The sequence below is a fragment of the Pseudoclavibacter sp. AY1F1 genome, assembly GCF_002931075.1.
Lineage (GTDB): Bacteria > Actinomycetota > Actinomycetes > Actinomycetales > Microbacteriaceae > Pseudoclavibacter.
Genome location: NZ_PSTQ01000002.1, coordinates 418539 through 438420 on the forward strand (window position 1 = coordinate 418539; position 19882 = coordinate 438420).

Annotated in this window: 15 protein-coding genes and 2 tRNA genes; 8 read left to right on the forward strand and 9 right to left on the reverse strand. The window is 68.7% G+C overall.

Annotated features, from left to right (window positions below; translation table 11 throughout):
• Window positions 1-26 precede the first annotated feature (26 nt).
• The gene (locus tag C5B85_RS06075; protein ID WP_104285116.1) at window positions 27-1451 is read left to right on the forward strand and encodes a DUF2252 domain-containing protein; all 1425 of its coding nucleotides are present in this window, start codon (window positions 27-29) and stop codon (window positions 1449-1451) included.
• Between the two features lie 28 nt (window positions 1452-1479).
• Here the strand turns inward: C5B85_RS06075 and C5B85_RS06080 are convergent, their stop codons facing one another.
• Both C5B85_RS06080 and C5B85_RS06085 read right to left on the reverse strand, forming a co-directional pair.
• Complete coding sequence (locus C5B85_RS06080) at window positions 1480-3339, reverse strand: siderophore-interacting protein (protein ID WP_104285117.1); 1860 nt, start codon at window positions 3337-3339, stop codon at window positions 1480-1482.
• Between the two features lie 52 nt (window positions 3340-3391).
• A complete protein-coding gene (locus C5B85_RS06085; protein ID WP_104285118.1) occupies window positions 3392-4387 on the reverse strand; it encodes an ABC transporter substrate-binding protein in 996 nt (331 codons plus the stop codon).
• A gap of 181 nt (window positions 4388-4568) precedes the next feature.
• Here C5B85_RS06085 and C5B85_RS06090 point away from each other — a divergent pair, with 181 nt between their 5' ends.
• From C5B85_RS06090 to C5B85_RS06105, 4 genes are read left to right on the forward strand one after another with little or no spacing between them, the layout of a single operon-like run.
• Complete coding sequence (locus C5B85_RS06090; protein WP_219819344.1) at window positions 4569-5330, forward strand: helix-turn-helix domain-containing protein; 762 nt, start codon at window positions 4569-4571, stop codon at window positions 5328-5330.
• Window position 5331: 1 nt separating this feature from the next.
• A complete protein-coding gene (locus C5B85_RS06095) occupies window positions 5332-6393 on the forward strand; it encodes an iron chelate uptake ABC transporter family permease subunit (RefSeq protein ID WP_181064302.1) in 1062 nt (353 codons plus the stop codon).
• Window positions 6390-7436, forward strand: a complete 1047-nt coding sequence (locus tag C5B85_RS06100) for an iron chelate uptake ABC transporter family permease subunit (protein ID WP_219819345.1) — start codon at window positions 6390-6392, stop codon at window positions 7434-7436. The genes C5B85_RS06095 and C5B85_RS06100 overlap by 4 nt, the downstream gene beginning before the upstream one ends.
• A 31-nt stretch (window positions 7437-7467) precedes the next feature.
• A complete protein-coding gene (locus C5B85_RS06105; protein WP_104285120.1) occupies window positions 7468-8307 on the forward strand; it encodes an ABC transporter ATP-binding protein in 840 nt (279 codons plus the stop codon).
• A gap of 90 nt (window positions 8308-8397) precedes the next feature.
• Here C5B85_RS06105 and C5B85_RS06110 read toward each other — a convergent pair whose 3' ends face one another.
• The gene (locus C5B85_RS06110) at window positions 8398-10026 is read right to left on the reverse strand and encodes a Mur ligase family protein (RefSeq protein WP_104285121.1); all 1629 of its coding nucleotides are present in this window, start codon (window positions 10024-10026) and stop codon (window positions 8398-8400) included.
• Window positions 10027-10275: 249 nt separating this feature from the next.
• Window positions 10276-10352: transfer RNA gene (locus C5B85_RS06115), tRNA-Pro, on the reverse strand.
• Between the two features lie 142 nt (window positions 10353-10494).
• On the opposite strand from C5B85_RS06115, the gene C5B85_RS06120 reads away from it, so the two are divergent.
• Window positions 10495-10568, forward strand: a tRNA-Gly gene (locus C5B85_RS06120).
• Window positions 10569-10639: 71 nt separating this feature from the next.
• Here C5B85_RS06120 and C5B85_RS06125 read toward each other — a convergent pair.
• Window positions 10640-13705, reverse strand: a complete 3066-nt coding sequence (locus C5B85_RS06125; protein WP_146077864.1) for a DEAD/DEAH box helicase — start codon at window positions 13703-13705, stop codon at window positions 10640-10642.
• A 44-nt stretch (window positions 13706-13749) separates the two neighbouring features.
• Entirely contained in the window at window positions 13750-14871 is a 1122-nt protein-coding gene (locus C5B85_RS06130; RefSeq protein ID WP_104285123.1) for a winged helix DNA-binding domain-containing protein, read from the reverse strand.
• A 92-nt stretch (window positions 14872-14963) separates the two neighbouring features.
• On the opposite strand from C5B85_RS06130, the gene C5B85_RS06135 reads away from it, so the two are divergent.
• Both C5B85_RS06135 and C5B85_RS06140 read left to right on the forward strand, forming a co-directional pair.
• Window positions 14964-15341: a helix-turn-helix transcriptional regulator gene (locus C5B85_RS06135; protein WP_104285124.1), complete on the forward strand. Its 378-nt coding sequence runs from the start codon at window positions 14964-14966 to the stop codon at window positions 15339-15341.
• Window positions 15342-15357: 16 nt separating this feature from the next.
• Window positions 15358-15843: an SRPBCC domain-containing protein gene (locus C5B85_RS06140; RefSeq protein ID WP_104285125.1), complete on the forward strand. Its 486-nt coding sequence runs from the start codon at window positions 15358-15360 to the stop codon at window positions 15841-15843.
• 76 nt (window positions 15844-15919) lie between these two features.
• On the opposite strand, the gene C5B85_RS06145 is transcribed toward C5B85_RS06140, so the two are convergent.
• The 3 genes from C5B85_RS06145 to C5B85_RS06155 all read right to left on the reverse strand — a co-directional run bounded on the left by C5B85_RS06145 (window position 15920) and on the right by C5B85_RS06155 (window position 19873).
• The gene (locus C5B85_RS06145) at window positions 15920-17359 is read right to left on the reverse strand and encodes an MFS transporter (RefSeq protein ID WP_104285126.1); all 1440 of its coding nucleotides are present in this window, start codon (window positions 17357-17359) and stop codon (window positions 15920-15922) included.
• A 61-nt stretch (window positions 17360-17420) separates the two neighbouring features.
• Window positions 17421-18665: a M20/M25/M40 family metallo-hydrolase gene (locus tag C5B85_RS06150; RefSeq protein ID WP_104285127.1), complete on the reverse strand. Its 1245-nt coding sequence runs from the start codon at window positions 18663-18665 to the stop codon at window positions 17421-17423.
• Entirely contained in the window at window positions 18662-19873 is a 1212-nt protein-coding gene (locus C5B85_RS06155; protein WP_104285128.1) for a M24 family metallopeptidase, read from the reverse strand. The genes C5B85_RS06150 and C5B85_RS06155 overlap by 4 nt, the downstream gene beginning before the upstream one ends.
• Window positions 19874-19882: the final 9 nt, after the last annotated feature.

Genomic DNA, 19882 nt, shown 5'->3' on the forward strand with positions numbered 1-19882 from the left:
CACTCTGACGAGGAAGGCCATCCCCGATGCCGACACACCTCAGCCGGCTGCAGCGCGATCGCGCGCCCCGGCCGACCCGAGACGAGCTCTACGCCGCGGGTAAGGCGCTCCGGAAGACGCAGCCGCACGTCGAGCATGCGATCTTCGTCGCGGGTGAGCGGGACCCAGCGGCGATCCTTGCCGAGCAGAACGCCGCGAGGCTGCCCGAGCTCGTGTCGCTTCGTATGGGCAGGATGCTCGCGAGCCCGTTCACGTTCTACCGCGGGACCGCGGCGATCATGGCGCACGACCTGGCCCAGGGAGTCAGCACGGGTATCCAGGTCGTGGCGTGCGGCGACGCGCACCTCAGCAACTTCGGGCTCTTCGCATCGCCGCAGCGCACGCTCGTGTTCGACCTCAACGACTTCGACGAGGCAGCCTCAGCACCATGGGAGTGGGACCTGAAGCGGCTCGTGGCGAGCGTCGTCATCGGAGCGCGCGACCTCGGGCTGACCGAGGAGAAAACGCGCAAGGCGGCTCGGAAGGCGGCGGCCGCCTATCGCGAGGGGATGCGTGAAATGGTCGGCCACTCGAGTCTCGACCGCTACTACTTGCGGCTCGATACCGACCTCGCGCATCCGTCGTTCACGACGGATGCGCAGGACGTGCTGGCGAAGGCGACGAGGAGCGCGAGGAAGCGCACCTCGCAGCGGTTCGTCGACAAGCTCACGGAGCGCGCTGCGGACGGGACTCGGCTCATCGTCGAGAACCCGCCGGTCATGACACATGTCTCGCCGGAGTCCGAGGCGCGCGTCGAGGAGTTGTTTGAGAAGTACCGCGCCACCGTGAGCACCGACGTCGCGTTCCTGCTCGGCAACTTCACGCTCACGGATGTCGCCCGGCGGGCCGTCGGGGTCGGCAGCGTCGGCACGAGGTGCTTCATCCTGATCTTGACGGGGCCGGCCGGCGAGGCGCTGGTGCTGCAGGTGAAGGAGGCGCCGGCATCGGTCCTCGAGACCTACGGCGACGTCGATCCCAGGCGACTCCTGCAGGCTCGCTCGCGCCAGGAGTACGACGAGCTCGGCGAGGGGTACCGTGTCGTCAGCTGCCAGCGCATCCTGCAAGCCGTCTCCGACCCCTTCCTCGGCTACCTGCGATTCGCGGGCGAGGATGGCATCGTGCGCGACTTCTACGTGCGGCAGTTCAGGGACATGAAGGGATCCGTGGAGCTCGAGCAGCTCACCCCGTCGGAGTTCTCCAAGTACGGGGAGGCATGCGGGACCCTGCTCGCGCGCGCCCACGCGCAGAGCCCTATCGCGCCGATGATCGCGGGGTACCTCGGCAAGAGCGGCTCGTTCGACGGCGCTATGGCGGAATGGGCGATCGGCTACGCCGAGCAGTCGGCGCTCGACTACGCGGAGCTGCTGGCCGCCCGAGACCGAGGGGACTTCGAAGCTGTCTCGGACCGCTAGGCGGCCGAAGCTCTAGCGGTCGCGAGCTCTAAGGGTTGCGAGCTCTCGGGCTTGCGAACTCTCGGGCTTGCGAACTCTCGGGCTTGCGCCGAAGCTCGAGCGCCTCGTGGTCCCAGCCGAGGGGCGTCGAGCGAACGAGTTCCCAGCCGGCTCGCCCTGCGAGCGCCTCGAGGTCCCGCAGGCTTCTCGGCGCGGCCCCGGTGGCGGCGTACGTGAGGAGCGCGTGCTCGGCTTCGTGGGGGGAGGGAGCTTGGCCCTCCGGTGGCACAAGCTCGACGACGACGGCGGAGGCCGCCCACTCGGCGAGCCCCGCGAGGAACGCGACGGCCTCCTCGTCGGTGCGCTGCGCAAGCGCAAGCGCCGCGGAAGCGACCTGCGCATCGGCCGCACGGAAGCTCTCGACTGCCACGAAGTCGCTGCCAGGCTGAGCCCGCCGCGCCGCATCCAGTTCGAGGAGCGTACCGACGACCGTGACTTCCGCTGTGCCCGCAAGGGCGTTCGCGAAGGCGACGCTTCCCGGCCCCGTCACTGCGACCCGGCGAGCGGAGTTCAGGGTCCGCAGGTCCTTGACGCCCCTGGCGACGAAGTCGAAGCCGATGGCCGCCTCGACCTGCTCCTGCAATCGAGCGGATCGGTTGACGGAGAGCTCCCGCAACGTCGACCCGTTGGCGGCTGCGTATGGCGACGCACCCGTTCGCAGCGCGGTGTCCAGTGCGGACAGCGAAAGCAGGAGCTCGGTCTCGGCCGTGTCGTCAAGGCTTTCACGGAGGTGCTCGTCTTCGAGGATCTCATCGCCGGTAGGCCCGAGGGCCACGAGGCCATCGGAGATCCGCACGGCGTCGAATGAGCCGAGCACCTGCACGAGGACGCGAACGCCGCCAGGTGCAAGTTCCAGCTCTGCTGCGAGCGCCTCGACCGAGCGCGGCGCACTCGCGATGGCGTCCAGGAGGCCAGTCGACAGCGCCGCCCGCGCGGCGAACCATGGAACGGGCGAGAGGACAACGTCCAGTTCGAGCTGCTGCGGCTTGGTCGCATCCGTCGTCTCGACAGCCGGGACCACCTCGGCCGCCTGCTCGGCCGCCTGCTGGGCCGACTGCTCTGTCGCGTGCCAGTAGCCGGTGATGTTCACGTGGGTCTTCGGCATGCCGAGGTCTCGCGCGCACCAGCGCCTCAGCGGAAGGAGCGAGCGGCTCTCGGCGGCCGCCCACACGTAGCCGCTGCCGGCGGGCAGCTCCAGCGCTCGGACTGCGGAGACCAGGTTCGCCTCCTGATCCGTGCCAGCAACGACCCACTGCAGCTCGTCGCCGTCGCGGATGCTCAGCTCTTGGATGGCGTCCTCATCCTGCACCTCGACGATCACGATCGCTGGTGCGTCGTCGTGGCGTTCATCGAGGAAGCGGCCGATGGCCGGGAGTGCGGTCTCGTCTCCTGCGAGCAGCATCCAGTCGACGTCAGGGGGAAGCACCAGCGAAGATTTCGGGCCGACGACGTGCAGCGAGTCGCCGACGACAGCTGCTTCCGCCCAGCTCGCCGCCGGCCCGTCGCCGTGGCGCACGAAGTCGAGCTCGAGCTCGCCTGCCACCGGGTCGAAGCGACGTGGGGTGTAGTCGCGGGTCAGTGTCACCTCGCTGTCGGTCCAGTCGATCGAGTGCGCACGCTGGACGGGCAACGCGTCAGCGATCGGGCCGCCATCGGCGAAGACCAGTTTGATGTGGTCGTCGAACCCCGTGCTGACGAACTCCGGCAGGTCGAAGCCGGAGCCCGTGAACCCCTCGAGCTGCGGGCCGGTGAGTGTGACGCGACGCATTCGCGGAGTCACGTCGACAACCCGGCTCACGGTGAGCTCGCGGAGGACAAGGGGATGGGTGACGAAGTTGCGCTGCGGCATGGGCTTTCTCGTTGGGGCGTGCGGTGGAACTCTCGGGGGTGCTGCAGTCCGTTTAGGCGAATTGCTGCTGGATGTTGTCGAGCAGGTCCATCGTGCGGATGTAGTCGGCGCGGTAGGCCCAGTAGGGCAGCTCGTAGACCTGGTTGCTCTGGAACGCGGGGAGACCTGCGTAGACGGGGTCGCCAGCGAGCGTCGCTGGGTCGGCACCTCCATCGACGAAACCGAACGCGAAGATCATCGGCGCGGTGAAGACCTGGCTCACCTGCTCGGTCGACAACTCGAAGGAGTCGCCCGTGCCGTACACCTCGAAGTCGGGGTTGTCCGCGATGACCGGCGCGGGCTCGAAGCCGACCGCCGCGAGCGTCTGGGGCAGGGCGGAGCTCTCGGGAAGCGAGTACGGTGTGCCGTCGGCCGTGAGCACGAGGTAGTTGACGGGTGTCGCTGGCACTGTGATCGCCTCGGCGACCTCAGCCACCTTGTCGTCGTAGGCCGTCAGCAGCTCCTGCTCCTTCTCGGACTGGCCGAGCACGTCGTCGGCGATGAAGCCGAGCTGCTCCTGCCAGGTGAGGAGCGTGTTCGAGACGATGACGGTCGGTGCGATCTCCGTGAGGCGGTCGTAGCTCTCGACTGCCTGCATCGACGGGAAGCCCTGGCCGCCGGCGATGATGAGGTCCGGGTCCTGCGCGAGGATCGCCTCGTAGTCGAAACCGTCCTCACCCCATGGGAGGACAACCGTTTCGTCCGCCGCCGCCTCGTCGGCGTAGGCCTCCGGGTAGTCGCCACCACCTGGGCCCGGGGTCTCCGGGATCGTCGCGAGCACCGGCACGTCGAGTGCGTAGAGGTAGCCGGAGAGGTTCGCGTTGAGGACCACGATGCGCTCGGCATCGCCCGGGATCGTGACGTCGCCCTGGTCGGTGGTGACCACGCGCTCGGCTGGGGCGGCTTCGGTTGTCGCGGTCGAGTCGGGCACGGTCGTGGTGCAGGCGGCGAGGGACCCGACCGCCACGAGTGCGGCGAGCAGGGCGATGGGGCGGCGGAGAGTCGTCATGATTCCTTGAGGGGCTGGTGGGGCATCTGGGCTGGTGGGACTTCTGGGGCCGGCGGGCGTGGGTCCCGGATCGACTCGATCCGTCCCCGCGGCACAAATCATTAGGCTAGCCTTGCCTGTGTCATGTCGGACCTCACCAGCATGACATCTCGTTCACCAGGGCGACGACTACAGGAGAGCCGTGAACTTCGCTGAGCTGGGCCGCGCGGTCGCGCGCGCCAACGCCATCCGCTTCCACGGCCACGAGCCGCACAGCCACGACGTTCCGCACCTCGTCTACCTCGTCAGCGGGACGGGGAAGCTCGATGTCGACGGCCGTACCGTGCTGCTTCGCGCACACCAGTCGGCCTGGCTCGCCGCCGACGTCGAGCACTCGCTCGAGCTCTCCGACGACGGCATGGCCCTTGGCCCGTTCCTCGACCCAGGCGCCGTCCCGCCAGGCGGTCGCACGCGCATCCTTGGCCAGATGCGGGACCTCGACGACCTCATGCTGGTGCTCCTGTGCGTTGCACCCGAGAGCGACGAGGAGCGAAACCCGTTCCGCAGCGCGATCGAGCAGGTGCTCCGCGCCGTCACCCGCGAGCAGTTCCCGCTGACGCTTCCCGAGCATCCCGTCGCGCACGCGATCGCACTCGAGGCGCCGTACTTCGACGGCACGCTCAGCGAGCTCGCGCAGCGGCATTTCACGAGCGTCCGCCATGTGCAGCGCCTCTTCCTCGACGAGACCGGGCTGCCCTTCGCCCGTTGGCGCACCCGAGCTCGCCTCAACGTCGCGATCGTGAACCTGCGGGCGGGCCAGGGGATGCGCACCGCCATGCTCGAGTCCGGGTACACGACGAAGCACGGGCTGCTGAAGGCCGTGAGCCGCGAGTGCGGCCTACCGCTCGAGGAACTACTCAGCGCCCCGCAGCGCACCGTGGAGCTTCTTGACGAGGCGGCCTGACGTGACCGCCTCCGCAACCGAGACGGTCCTCCGCGACGGGGAGCAGAAGTCGAAGTCGCGTGCCCTATCCGACGGGGCCCGCTTCGCTCTGCTGGTCGCAGCCATCGTGGTCCTGGCGGCCACAGCCTTCTGCAGCCTCTTCGTGGGCTCGCGCGGGCTGGACCCCGCGGTGGTGATGGCCGCGCTGCTGCACCCTGACGGCTCTCCCGAGCACGTCGTGATCCAGAACCTCCGAATCCCTCGAACCGCGCTCGGGGTGCTCGTCGGTGCGGCTTTGGGAGTTGGCGGGGCGCTCATCCAGGCCTTCACCCGGAACCCGTTGGCCGACCCCGGCATCCTCGGCGTCAACGCCGGAGCCGGGTTCGCGATAGTGCTCGGCTCCGCGGTCTTCGGCGTCACGAGCGTCGCGCTGTACCTGCCGTTCGCCTTCGCCGGCGCGATCGCGACGACCCTCGTGGTCTACGGCATCGCACGCCGCGGGGGCGGGGGAGCGACACCGCTGCGGCTCACGCTCGTGGGCATCGCGCTCGCGGCCGTTCTGAACGGCATCTCCTCGACACTGGCGCTCATGGACCCAGACACCTTCGACCGCCTCCGTTACTGGGGTGCCGGAACCATCGCCGATCGACCCGACGGGACGATCCAGGCGGTGGCGCCCTTCATCGTGGCGGGGCTCGTCATGGCCCTCCTCCTGGCGAGGTCGCTCAACGTCTTCGCTCTCGGTGACGAGCTCGCGCAGTCGCTCGGGGCGCGCGTGAACACGGTGCGGATCCTGACGATCGTGGCCGTGACGCTGCTGTGCGGTGCCGCGACGGCGGCAGCTGGCCCCATCGCCTTCATCGGACTCATGGTCCCGCACGCCGTCCGATGGCTCACGGGCCCAGACCAGCGGTGGATTCTGCCCTTCTCCCTCGTGCTCGCGCCCGTCTTGCTCCTGATCTCCGACATGCTCGGGCGCCTCGTCGTCTACCCGGGCGAGCTGCAGGTCGGTATCGTCGCGGCCTTCCTCGGCGCACCAGTGCTCATCTTCCTGGTCCGCCGCACGAGGGGAAGTGCGCTGTGACGAGGGCGGCAGAGCAGGTTGCCATCCGGAGCCGCGGCGACCGCGTCTCGTTCACGGTGCGTCCGCGCGGTCTCGTTGTCGCCGGCTCGCTCCTGCTCCTCATCGCGGCGTGCTTCCTCGTCTCGCTCGCGCTCGGGAAGTACACGGTCGCAGTGCCCGACGTCATCGCGGCCCTCGCCGGCACGGGAAGCGAGCAGGTCCGCCTCGTTGTCGTCGACTGGCGTCTGCCGCGGGCGCTCCTCTCAGCGCTCTTCGGGGCGGCACTCGGGCTCAGCGGTGCCATCTTCCAGTCGCTGACCCGGAACGCCCTCGGCAGTCCGGACGTCATCGGCTTCAACATGGGCTCATACTCCGGGGTGCTCGTCGTCATGCTGGCGGGCGGCAGCGGCTTTCTGCTCATCGCGAGCGGGGCCGTCATCGGCGGCCTCGTCACGGCGTTCCTGGTCTACCTCTTCGCGTACAAGCGCGGAGTCCAGGGCTTCCGTCTCATCATCATCGGCATCGCCCTGAGTGCCATGCTCGGGTCGCTCAACACCTGGATCATGGTGAAGGCCGACGTCGCCTTCGCGATGCAGGCCGCGGTGTGGGGAGCAGGAACGCTCAACGGTGTCACCTGGGTCGAGGTGTGGCCGTCCATCGCGCTCTTCGTCGTCTTCGCCGTTGCGCTCGCGGTGCTGGCCCCCGGTATCCGCCAGCTGGAGCTCGGCGACGAGAACGCCAAGCTCCAGGGGCTCAAGGTCGAGCGCTCGAAGGTGCGGATGATCGTGCTCGGCGTCGGCTTCACGGCGCTCGTGACGGCCGCCGCAGGACCCATCTCGTTCATCGCTCTTGCGGCGCCGCAACTCGCGCGACGCCTCACCAGGGCGGGCGCATCCATCGATCTGGTCGCCTCGGCCCTTGTCGGCGCCGCGCTCTTGAGCATCGCCGACCTCATCGCGCAGCACGCGCTCCCCGGCGTCTCGCTCCCGGTGGGCGCGGTCACCGTGAGCATCGGCGGCCTCTACCTCGTCTGGCTCCTCGCAAGGGAGACGAAGACCAGGTGAGGACTTCCAGGACAGACAGGCGGACAGGCTGATGAACAATCAGACAAGCACACGGACGAAAGGCGGTGGCGGCGTGACGCAGCTCACTGGCGCTGGGCTCGTGGTCGGCTACGGCGATCGGGTGGTGATCGAAGGCGTCGACGTGTCGATACCCGCAGGCTCCTTCACGGTGATCGTCGGGCCCAACGCCTGCGGCAAGTCGACGCTCCTCAAAGCCCTCGCGAGGCTCATCCCCGTGAGCTCGGGGCAGGTGACGCTCGACGGCAAGGCCATCCACGAGCTGCCATCGAAGGAGCTCGCCCGGAGGCTGGGCCTCCTGCCGCAGTCGTCGCTCGCTCCTGACGGCATCACCGTGCAGGACCTCGTATCGCGCGGACGCTTCCCGCATCAATCGCTGCTCTCTCGCTGGTCACGCGAAGATGAACGGGTCGTTGCGGAGGCCATGGCGGCGACCGGCGTCACCGACCTCAGAAACCGCCTCCTCGACGAACTCTCCGGCGGGCAGCGGCAACGCGTCTGGGTGTCGATGGTGCTCGCGCAGGAGACGCCCATGCTGCTTCTGGACGAGCCGACGACCTTCCTCGACATCGCACATCAGGTGGAACTGCTCGACCTGATCGAGCGGCTGCGCGGCGAGGGCAAGACTGTTGTCGCCGTGCTCCACGAGATCAACCTCGCCGCCAGGTATGCCTCGCACCTGATCGCGATGCGGGACGGCAGGATCGTCGCGGAGGGGCGCCCGAGCGAAGTCGTCACGGAGGAGCTGGTGGGGCGCGTCTTCGATCTGCCCTGCCGGGTCATCCCAGATCCTGACACGGGCACGCCCGTGGTTCTGCCGAGGCGGCGGCCCGTCCCCGCGGACGTTCGGTAGGCCCGGGCGGGCCCGGGGCGACCGAAGGGAATCCCGTGGTCGAGCCGCTCCCGACGTCCGCCTGGGAAGCGAGCCGCTCCCGATTTCAGGCTAGGAGGCGCGCCGCTCCTGGGTCCCGCTGATCGCATCCGCCGACCCGAACGCGGATGGTGCGTGCTGCGCGAGCCAGCCGTGCTCGCGCAGTGCGGTCGCGGCCGCCTCGCGCGCGGAGTACGGCACGATGCGTCCGTCCACCTCGACGTCCGCGCGGTGTCCGTGCCCGCCGACGAAGATCAGGTCGCCGGGCTTGGCCATCGCGACGGCGTGGTCGATACCGGTCGCCGAGTCGGCGATCTCGTAGAGCTCCCGCTCCGGGAACTCCGTGCGGATGGTGTCGACGAGGGTGCGGCGGATGCCGTCGGGGTCCTCCGTGCGAGGGTTGTAGTCGGTCACGATGACGACGTCGGACTCCTCGCTCGCGGCGCGCGCCATCTCGGGGCGCTTGCCTTTGTCGCGATCGCCGTCGGCGCCGAAGATCATGAAGAGGCGACCCGGCGTGAAGGGGCGGAGAGCGTGCAGCACGGCGCGGAACGACGCCGCCGTGTGACCGTAGTCGACGTAGACGCGGAGTTCGGACTCGCCCGAGACGAGGTCGAGGCGGCCAGGAACAACAGGGTGCAGCCCATCGGTGGCGTCGAGGGCAGCCCGGATCTCGTCGAGCGACGCGAGGCCTGTGCCGACAACCGAGACGATGGCGAGCGACAGGTCGAGCGCGGTGAAGGCGCCGGGGAGCCCGATGCTGGAGCGGAGTTCCTCACCGCTCGGCCCGCGCAGGGTGAAGTCGGTGCGCTCGATGCCCTCGGCGTCGATGTGCAGCACCCAGTCGGCGTCATCGGCGCCCTCCGTCGTGTCCCGAGCGACGGTCACGACCGGGATCTGGGACTCGCGCGCCGCGCGGCGGCCCCAGTCGTCTTCGATGGCGATGACTCCGCGCTTCGCGTGCTTCGGCGTGAAGAGCGTGAGCTTCGACGCGAAGTAGTTCTCGAGGGTGCCGTAGACGTCGAGGTGGTCCTGCGAGAGGTTCGTGAAGATGGCGCTCTCGAACGGCAGTCCGTCGACGCGTCCGCCGTCGAGTCCGTGGGAGGAGACTTCGATGGCCGCGACCTGGACACCGTCCTCGGTCATGCGGGCGACAAGCCCGTGCAGGTAGTCGGACTCGGGGGTCGTGAGGCGGCCCGAGAGTCGCGTCTCGAGCTTCGCGTCGCCCACGATGCGCTCGACGGTTCCCGATAGCCCGGCTTTGAGTCCGAGGGAGAGGAACAGCGCGTGCAGCAGGTAGCTCGTGGTCGTCTTGCCGTTGGTGCCGGTCACGGCGAACAGCGGCGGTGTTGCCGCCCCGGTCCCGAAGATGGTTGAGGCGGCGACGCTCATCACGGCTCGGGGATTGTCGACGACGATGGCGGGCAGCTCGTGCTCGGCGGCTTGTGCAGCCCCCGCCTCATCGGAGAGCACGGCGACGGCGCCGGCTCGAACAGCGGAGGGGAGGAAGTCTGCCCCGTGCTGCCTGGCACCGGGGATCGCGACGTACAGATCACCCGGGCGGATGCGCCGCGAGTCGCTCGAGACGCCCGTCACCTGCACGTGCGCGCTGGCAGGAGACGTCGTGCCACCGGTCGCGTCGGCGACAGTAGCGAGGGGAACAGTGTGCGGGCTGTTGGGGCGTGCCAGGTCTGACTGCAATGGTGGTCCTCTCGGAGTGCGCTCGGGCGCCGCGGATAGCCTTCACTGCAACGCGTCGGCCCGACGCCGGGGCGACGGGACTCAGTCACGCCAACGTGCAGGTAACAAGAAGATAACGACGGCTTCTATGTGGATCACGTGGCGAACGTGTGAGCCGTCTATGTATCTCGCATGAGGGAACGCGAAAGGCCCCCTCGAGAGGGGGCCTTCGGCGGGACCTGAGCGGTGTCATACGCGCTGTCAGGTCTTTGGTCGGGGTGACAGGATTCGAACCTGCGACTTCCCGCTCCCAAAGCGGGCGCTCTACCAAGCTGAGCTACACCCCGGTGCCGATCACTCGGCGAACCGCAGGTAATGCTACCGGACTCACGGGGTCGTTCAGACCACATCCGCTGGTCTGACGCGCGGGGTCGGCGGCGAGTTCACGCACCTCGCCAAGATGCGGTAGCATTCTCTTCGTCCCGATTCGGGGCTGTAGCTTAGTGGTAAAGCCTCTGTCTTCCAAACAGATGATGCGAGTTCGATTCTCGTCAGCCCCTCCAAGGAAAAGCCCGGTCAGAGCGAGAAGCTCCGGCCGGGTTTTTCAGTCAAGAGCGACGTCGCGGCCGAGCTCCTACAGCAGCAGCCCTCTGATGTCGTCAGCCGAGAGTTCGGCGCTGAAGAGCTCGTCATCGTCGATGACCGCGTCGAAGAGCTTCGACTTGCGCTCCTTGAGTGCCATGACCTTCTCCTCGATCGTGCCCTCGGCGATCATCCGGTAGACCATGACACGTCGCTCCTGCCCGATGCGGTGCGTGCGGTCGATGGCCTGCTCTTCGCTCGCCGGGTTCCACCAGGGGTCGAGCAAGAAGACGTAGTCGGCTTCCGTGAGGTTCAGCCCGAATCCGCCGGCCTTCAGGCTGATGAGGAAGACCGGAGCCGTGCCCTCCTTGAAAGACGCGATGACGTCAGCGCGCCGTGTCGTCGCCCCGTCGAGGTACACGAACGGGATGCCCTCGGCTTCGAGCCGAGCTGCGACGAGCTTGAGGTACGAGGTGAACTGGCTGAAGACAAGCGCCCGGTGTCCCTCGGCGGCGACGTCGGTCAGGTGCTCGAGCAACGCATCCAGTTTTCGTGATGGCACGCTGCCAGGCGGCATTCCGTCGAGACCCGCCTGGATGAGCGCAGGGTCGAGGGCCAGGAGGCGCAGCAGCGTCAGCGAGCGGAACACGGTGAAGCGGTTCTTGTCGAGGTCCTCGAGCAGGCCGAAGAGCTTCTGTCGCTCACGCTGCAGGTAGAGGTCGTAGAGCTCGCGGTGCTCTTCGCTCAACTCGATGAACAGCGTCTGCTCCTGCTTCTCCGGGAGTTCCGGGGCGACCCGCTGCTTGGTGCGTCGCAGCAGAAAGGGGCGGATGCGTGCCCTCAGCCTCGCGAGCCGCTTGGCACGCACCTCCGCGCTCGCGGGCTCGCTGAGACCCGCGCCGACGCCGTCGCTCACGCCCTGCCGCTTCCCCTCGATCGTGCGCACGTACTCCTCGCCGAAGCGCCGCGCCGAGGGGAACAGGCCAGGTGCCGTGATCGCGAGGAGCGAGTGCAGCTCGGTGAGTGAGTTCTCGAGCGGGGTGCCCGTGATGGCCAGTTTGAACGGCACCTCGAGCTCGCGCGCGCATTCGCTCACGAGCGAGTTCGCGTTCTTCACGAACTGGGCTTCGTCGAGGACAAGGCCCGACCATCCGGTGTCTTCCGCCACTGCGCGGTAGGCCTCGAAGTCGAGGCGGAAGAGCGCGTAGCTGGTGACGACGATGCTCGCCCGGGAGGCGAGGTCGGCGATCCGGCGCCCGGATGCGGCCTGCGTCGCGTCGACGACGTGTGTCGTGAGCTCAGGGGTGAACCTGGCCGCCTCGGACGCCCAGTTCGCAACGACCGAGGTCGGGGCGACAACCAGCAAGGGTGCCGGCACGCTGCCTGGAGGTGCCTGCTCACGCGCGTGCTGTGCGAGCGCAAGCGTCTGCAGGGTCTTCCCGAGTCCCATGTCGTCGGCGAGGATGCCGCCGAGCTTGTTGCGCCACAGGAATGCGAGCCAGTTGAGGCCCTCCTGCTGGTACGGGCGCAGGGACGCCTTGAGCCCGCGTGGAGGGTCGACGGGCGACGGCGCGTCCTCCCGCAGCTCCCTCAGGAGCTCGCGCCACTCGACCGCCGGCTTGGCCTCGTCTGCGAGGTCTTCGAAGTCCGACCACAGGCTCGCGTGCCTTCGACTGATCTGAATCCGGTTCGGTTCCCACTCGTTGAGGCCCTGCGCTTCACTGATGAGCTCGCGCAGCGGCTCGAACGCCGGGTGCTTGAGAGAGAGGTAGCTGCCGTCGATGAGCAGCAGCCTCGGCCGGCCGAGCGCAAGCGCCTTGAACAGCTTCGTGAAGGGGATCACCTTGCCGTCGACCGTGACTGTGACGCCGAGGTCGAACCAGTCGTGGCGCTCGGTGGGCACAGTCGTGACCGTCAGGTTCGGGGCGCCGCGAAGCTCCCGGTAGGCGGGGGGCGTGCCGACGGTCTCGACGCGGACGCCGGGGAGGCGCTCGAGCAGTGGGAGGGTCTCGGCAGCGAAGCGGGCCGCGTCGATCTGCGTGAGCGTGACCCGGACGGGGAGGGAGCCGGCCGCATCGGCGTCCTCCGGCATCCAGTCGCGCGGCAGCAGGCCCTCGTCGAGCACGGTCGAGAGTGCAGGTGGTGCCGCTCGCGCTCTCGGGCCCGCCCATTTCCAGCGCAGCTCGAGGCTGTGCCGCGCGCCGAATGTGGTGGTGAGGACAAGTTCGGGAGGAGTCGGGTCGGGGATGCGGACAGAGGCGTCTGCGCTCCCGAGTCGCATGCGAGCAGCGAGCTCGGGCAGGTGGGCTCGCTCGAACTCCTCGGCGTCGCCGCTTGGCACGGTGAACGCAGCCCGTTGAGCCTTGCCTGGTTTGAGCAGCCCGAGCTGGGCCACGCTGAGTCTCGTGTCGCTCGGGGCCAGGCGGATGCGGTCGGGCTCGTCGGCGTCGAAGACGTAGACGCCGTGGTCACCGACGGGCCGGGCCGTGTCGAAGCCGGCCGCGGTTTCGCCGAGCAGCAGGAGTGGCGCGACAACCAGCCCGTCCTCGGCCCTCCGAGCGTCGAGCGAGAGGCTCGACGTCGGCTCCAGGGTCACGCTCGCGCGCTTCCCCGTACCGACGAAGGCGATCTCGAGACCGATGGCCTCCTCGAGCATCGTCCACATCACGGGGCTCGGCGCCTCGTCGAGGAACACCCACTCGCTGTCCTGGCCGGGCTCCGGCGGCCGCGCGGCCCGGTGCAACGCGAAGAACTGCGCGAACCACGCCTGGTGCCGCGGGTCGATGTCTCGACGTCCGCGGAGGTGCTGCAGCTTCGCCCACGTGAGGTCTCCTTTGACCCACTTGCCGCGGACGCCCTGCATGACGGGCCTCACCCCAAGGCGCAGCTCGTCGAGCCCGACGCCGGCGCCCTCTTCGCCCGTGAACGCCCGCCGGGACGTCGGGCCATTCCAGCGGTACATGGTGCGGGGGATGAGCTCCCGCACCTCGAACTGCAGCGCCAGCGGCACAACTCGCTCTTGTGGGGTCGGTGCCTCGGCCGCGCCCGGCTGCTCGAGGAGCCGTCCGAGTGCGCTCCGCCAGGACGCTGGCGCTTGGGGATCACTCGGAGGGGTCACCGGTGCAGTCTACGAACCACCACCCCCAATCGCGCTCTCGAGGGTTACGCCAGGAGCTGCTCACCCATGGCGAGTGTGCCCTCCACGCCGAGGAAGGCGGAGTAGCGGTCAGCCTGCGCGCCGATCTCACGCTCGGCGGTCGCCGAGAACACTCCGGAGATCGGGCTCGCGACCACGCGTGTCCGTTTCGCGGTGCTCGTCTTCGACCAGAGCCCCACGCACCGCCCGCCGCGGATGACCGTCGCCCGGAACATCCCGTTGCCGCCGGGCACGATCAGTTCGGCATGATCCGGATGCACGCTCGCCGAGCGGTCCTGGTACCCGAGGACCCACTCGTCGAAGCCGGGCAGGAGCAGCGTGGGCGCCCATTTCGGCAGTTCCCTCGAATCCAGCGCCGCCGCCTCGACGAGGTAGCTCGCGCCGTTGAAGCGCACCTCAGCCACCGCATCGCCCAGCTCGGTGACCGCGGCCCTGAGCTCGGCCAGCGGCAGCTTGCACCAGTACTGCAGGTCCGCGAGCGTCGCCGGGCCGTGCCCGCGCAGGTAGCGCCTGACGAGCTCACGTACGGCCGCATCGTGGTCCAGCGTCACCGAGTCCGTGATCCACTCCGCGCCGATGACCAGTTGCTGCTCAGTGCCGGAGAACGGGCCGTAGACCAGCGTCTCGTCGAGCGAGAGCAGCCACAGCAGGTGCGCGCCTCGCTGGGCCCCCGTCGCGATGCCGTCGCGCTCCCAGGCCGCGAAGAGCTCGGCGCGAGTGAGGCGCCTGGACTCGCCGCGTGCATCCATCTCGCGGGAGAGAGATACCCGAGCGGCCTGCTCGGCTTCCGCGTCGATCTTCAAGTCTTGGTGGCGCTTGCGCATGGAGGCGCGTGCGCGCTCGGCGGTCAGCTGCTGCACCCAGTGCAGATCGCGTGCAGGCACGACGTGCAGTGTGCCTCGCAACGGCCAGCAGCGAACGAGCTCGCCGCGGTCGAAGCTCGCTCGCACCTCGTTGATGGGCGCACCCGAGCGGATTCCAAGCGCCCAGAGTGCGCCCGGCAGGTCCTGCCCCTGGAGAGCCAGGAGTCGATCGGCGGCGCCCATGACGCTCGGCCGATCGCCGGTGAGTGCTTGCGCTCGTTGGCGCAGCCCGAGCAGCTCTGGGCGCGAGAGGTCCGAAGTCATGAGGCCAGTCTCGCGGATGCGGCCTCGCGCACGGGGGCTCCACAGGCTTGCGCCCTTGCGGTCGCCGCACGCGAGGCGTAACGTACAACCAAATGGTTACACGACAGCTTAGCGAGGACGAGGTCAGCCGCATCTTCCAGGCACTTGCGGATGCGACACGGCGAGACATCCTCGCGCGCGTGCTCCGCGAGGAGCAGTCGGTGACAAGCCTCGCGGAGGCTTACGCCATGAGCTTCGCCGCCGTACAGAAGCACGTCGCCGTGCTCACGCGGGCGGGTCTCACGCAGAAGCGACGGCAGGGGAGGGAGCAGCTCGTGCAGGCCGACAACGCCACGATCCAACGAGCGACCCGGCTCCTCGAGTCCTACGAGCAGCTCTGGCGAGAACGCACCGCGCGAATCGACGACCTGCTCGCCGACGACGACAACACCACAACACCAACCACGCGCGCCGACGCCGGCGAGCAGTGATCGAGAGGAAGAGACAATGCCTGTCATCTCAACGCAGAAAGACGCGGAACAGCTCACGCTGACCGTCGTCACCGAGCACGCGGCCACGCCGGAGCGCGTCTGGCGGCTGTGGGAAGACCCGCGGCAGCTTGAGCGCTGGTGGGGCCCGCCGACCTGGCCATCGACGGTCGACTCATTCGAGTTCGAGCCGGGCGGCCACGTTGCCTCCCACATGACCGGCCCAGACGGCACCAAGGCGGGGGAGTGGTGGGAGTTCGTCACCATCGAGCCGCACCACACGCTGTCGTTCGACAACGGCTTCGCGCACGACGACGGCTCGCGAAACCTCGAGCTCCCCGTCACCCGTTGCACCGTCACGATCGAAGCCGTCGGCGACGTCACCCGCATGACCACCGTCTCCGTCTTCTCCTCGCCCGCCGACTTCGACAGCGTCATGGAGATGGGCATGGCTGAGGGAATGACCGAGGCCATGGGCCAGATCGACGGCGTCCTCGCGAGTTGAGACGTCGCAGAGACACGATGGCGCTCAATGCAACGGCTAGCCCGTTGCGCTGAGCGCCACTGCGTGTCGTCTCCGACTACTTGTTGATCTTGCCGACCAGGTGCTCGCCCGCGGCGATGCGCTTGGAGTCGTCGCTGCCCGGGATGACGTTGCCCCGCAGCGAGCGCCCGGCGGTCTCCTTGAAGCTGAGCACGGAGATGAGCCCGATGAGGCCAGCGCCGGCCAGGTAGAAGCCGGGGATCAGCACGTTGCCGGTCTGGTCGATCAGCCACGTGTTGGCGGATGCCGCAGTGCCACCGAAGATCGCCGTCGAGATGTTGTAGCCGATCGCGAAGCCCGAGTAGCGGACGGCGGTCGGGAACAGGGCGGGCAGCGTCGAGGAGATCGTCGAGATGATCATCACGAGGAACAACCCGAGGATCCCGAGTCCGGTGATCTGCGCGATGACGGACCCGGTCTGGATCAGCATGACGGCGGGGACCGAGAACACAGTGAAGCCGATGCTCGCGGCGATGAGCTGGGGTTTTCGGCCGATGCGGTCCGAGAGCGCCCCAAACGGCACGATGACCGCCATCATCAGGAGCTGGATGATCACCAGCGAGAACGTCGATTCGGCGGTGCTCTGGTCGAGCGTCGTCGAGAGGTACGTGGGCATGTAGGTGAGCACGAGGTAGAAGGCCACGTTGATGAGGATCACGAAGCCGAAGAGCTTGAGCACCTGCAGCGGGTAGTTCTTGAGGAGCGAGACGAGCGCGCCGATCGCGGTCTGCTTCTCGCCCGGCTCCTTGACGTCGTCGACAAACGTCTCCGACTCGCTGAGGTGGCGGCGCATCCAGAGTGCGACGAGACCAAGCGGGAGCGTGAGCAGGAACGGCAGGCGCCACCAGCCCTCGAGCATCCCGTCGTCGCCCACGATGAATGCAAGGGTCGTGCAGAGGATTGCAGCCGCGCTTGCACCGGCAAGGGTGCCGAACTCGAGGAACGAGCCGAAGAAGCCGCGCTTGTCGTCCGGCGCGTGCTCGGACATGAAGATGGCAGCGCCTGCGTACTCGCCACCTGCCGAGAAGCCCTGCAGCATGCGGAGCAGGATGAGGAGGATGGGTGCCGCGAAGCCGATCGAGTCGAAGGAGGGGAGGAGCCCGATCGCGGCCGTGGAGAGGCTGATCATGATGATCGTGAAGATCAGAACCTTCTGGCGCCCGATGCGGTCGCCGAGAGGCCCGAGGACCACGCCGCCGAGGGGGCGCACGAGGAAGGAGACGGCGAAGGTCGCGAAGGTCAGGATGAGCGGAAGTGCGCTGTCCGAGTCGCCGTCGAAGGTGAAGAACAGTTGCGAGACGTAGATCGCCAAGTAGCCGTAGATGCCGTAGTCGAACCACTCGATGGCATTGCCGATCGCGGAGCCCGCGACGGATCTGCGTGCCGTCTTGCGCTGGATGGGCGTCAGGTCGATCTCGCGGGTGAGCGGCGGCAGGGTCGAACCCTGCCCGCCTGGACTGGACTGATTCGAGGACATAGGTGCTCCTAGCGGCAGTTCCACACGGGTAATGGCCCAGTCCAGCGCGCGGACCTGGGTATTACCGGGACGCCTCCGCGAGGCGGAGCGCTATAAGCGCGTAGGCGCGCGCGGCGAGCAGGAGGTCGGCGACCTCCACCCGCTCCTCCGGCTGGTGGGCCTGTGCCTTGACGTCGCCTGGACCGAGGATCACGACGGGCACCTCGTGGTGGCGCGCGATGAAGCCGCCTTCGCAGGCAGCGCTCCACCCGCCGATGCTCGACGTGCCGCCCGCGTCGGCGACGGCGCGCACGGCGGTGGCGGGCAGGACGGAGTCGGGAGGTGTGAGGAACCCGGGCATGGCCATGTCGAGGTGGCCGGTGACGGTGATGCGCTCGCCGTTCAGCATCCCGCTCCGCGAGATCGCCGAGCGGATGCGCGCGAGCACGTCCTCGAGGATCTCCTCCGGCTCCTCGTCGGGCAGCACCCGGCGGTCGACGTAGAGTGTGCACTCCTCCGCGACGATCGAGGTGCCGTGGCCTCCGGCGATCATGCCGACGTTCCAGCTGCCGGTGCCGATGAGGCCGGGGACCGCCGCGGAGTGCTGGGCGATACGTGCGGCGTCGTCCTCGATGGCCTGCACGGCGATGGCCGCCGCGACGATCGCGCTTGCGCCGTCCGCCGGGTTGCCTGCATGGGCGGCGGCACCGCGGAGGGTGATGATGAAGTTCGTGGCGCCCCGGCAGGCGACCACGGTGTCGAGGCCGGTCGGCTCGGCGACGACGCAGGCAGAGTACGGCAGAGCATCTCCCGCGGCGCGCACTTCGCGCGCGGTCGGCGCATCCGCGATGTGGCGGAGCGCGCCGGTGGCGGTGTCTTCCTCGTCGACCGTGCAGAGCAGGGCGAGGCGAAGCTCCGGTCGCTGAGCGTGGACGGCCGACATCGCCGCGACGACCGCGGCGAGGCCGCCCTTCATGTCCACGGCGCCGCGGCCGATGAGCATCCCATCGACCAGGCGCGGCTCGAAGGGGTCGCCGAGCCAGCCGGCACCGGCGGGGACGACGTCGCTGTGGCCGAGGAACAGGAGAGCGGGTCCGTCTCCGTCGCCCATCTGCGCGAGGAGATTGTGCCGTCCGGGGGCGACCTCGGTCAGCGTGACCTGGGCCCCGGCCCGCTCGCAGAGAGATGCGAGGACCTCGACGGTCGCGGCTTCCGTCTCGCCGGGGTTCTCGCCCCGCGCGCGGATGAGCTCGGCAGCGTCAGCGACGATCCCCTCGAGGTCGAGGCGCTCGAGCACGGCAGTCTCTGCCGCGCTGGGCCCGCTCACGCGTCACCCTTCACGATGAGCTCGCGCGGCGCGCTTGTCAGCACCTCGACGCCGGTCTCGGTGATGCGGATCGACTCGGAGACTTCGAAGCCGAAGCCCGTCATCCACATGCCCGCGATGAGGTGGAAGGTCATGTTGGGGGCCAGCACCGTCTCCTCGCCGGCGCGGATGCTCACGGTGTGCTCGCCCCAGTCCGGCGGGTAGCCGATGCCGATCGAGTAGCCCAGGCGCGAGGCCTTGCTGAGTCCCTGCTTCGCGAGCACCGCATCCCAGGCTGCGACGGCAGCATCGGGGGTCTGGCCAGGGCGGAGAAGCTCGAGCGCGGCCTCGAAGCCGTCGAGGGTCGTCGCGGCAACCCGCTGCAGTTCGGCGCTCGGCTGGCCGAGGCTCACGGTGCGCGCGAGCGGCGCGTGGTAGCGGCGGTGGGCGCCCGCGAGCTCGAGGGAGACGGCCTCTCCGGCGACGATCTGCGCGCTCGACCACGTGAGGTGAGGCGTGTCGGCGCCCTCGCCGGCCAGCATCATCGGAACGATCGACGGGTAGTCGCCCTCTGCGTCTCCGACTCCCGCTGCCTGCGCCGCTTGGATCTCTGCGGCGACATCGCTCTGCCGCCTGCCTCCTCGCAGCGCCTTGATACCGACCGCCATGGCGTTCGAGCTCACGGCGGCCGCGGTCCTCATGAGGGAGAGCTCCGCCTGGGACTTTACGAGGCGCACCCAGTTGACGAGCTCGCGGCTGTCCACGAGATCCCACTCCGGGAGCCGACGCTGCAGAGTCAGGAACGAGCGGACCGAGAAGAAGTGCGCTTCCGACTCGTAGCCGACCCGCATCCGCCTGGCCGCCTGGCCGCGCTCACGCAGCTCGGTCGCCGCCCAGTCCATGGGGTGCACCTCGGCGCGGTGCACGAGGTTCTCTGGGTATCCGGCGACCTGATCGCTCGGCAGCCACGTCGTGTGGTGCGCGCCGTGCGCGTCCATCGCCCGCATGACCAGCAGGAGGTCGCCCTCGGCCGGCACGTAGAGGAACTGCGGCATGTAGAAGGACCAGGCGTTATAGCCCGTCAGGTAGTAGAGGTTGGCCGGGTCGGTGACGAGGAGCGCGTCGAGGCCCTCGTCTTCCATGCGCACCCTCGTATTCGCGAGCCTGACGTCGAACTCCTGACGACTGAAGTCGGACGTGTCCTGGTTGAAGTCTGCGAGCTGCGACATGTGGCTCCT

What these genes read in the sequence shown, in the direction of transcription:
- C5B85_RS06080 (WP_104285117.1), bottom strand. Translation starts at nt 3,339, where the DNA reads ATGCCGCAGCGCAACTTCGTCACCCATCCCCTTGTCCTCCGCGAGCTC.
- C5B85_RS06130 (WP_104285123.1), bottom strand. Translation starts at nt 14,871, where the DNA reads ATGACTTCGGACCTCTCGCGCCCAGAGCTGCTCGGGCTGCGCCAACGA.
- C5B85_RS06135 (WP_104285124.1), top strand. Translation starts at nt 14,964, where the DNA reads ATGGTTACACGACAGCTTAGCGAGGACGAGGTCAGCCGCATCTTCCAG.
- C5B85_RS06085 (WP_104285118.1), bottom strand. Translation starts at nt 4,387, where the DNA reads ATGACGACTCTCCGCCGCCCCATCGCCCTGCTCGCCGCACTCGTGGCG.
- C5B85_RS06105 (WP_104285120.1), top strand. Translation starts at nt 7,468, where the DNA reads ATGAACAATCAGACAAGCACACGGACGAAAGGCGGTGGCGGCGTGACG.
- C5B85_RS06145 (WP_104285126.1), bottom strand. Translation starts at nt 17,359, where the DNA reads ATGTCCTCGAATCAGTCCAGTCCAGGCGGGCAGGGTTCGACCCTGCCG.
- C5B85_RS06140 (WP_104285125.1), top strand. Translation starts at nt 15,358, where the DNA reads ATGCCTGTCATCTCAACGCAGAAAGACGCGGAACAGCTCACGCTGACC.
- C5B85_RS06155 (WP_104285128.1), bottom strand. Translation starts at nt 19,873, where the DNA reads ATGTCGCAGCTCGCAGACTTCAACCAGGACACGTCCGACTTCAGTCGT.
- C5B85_RS06075 (WP_104285116.1), top strand. Translation starts at nt 27, where the DNA reads ATGCCGACACACCTCAGCCGGCTGCAGCGCGATCGCGCGCCCCGGCCG.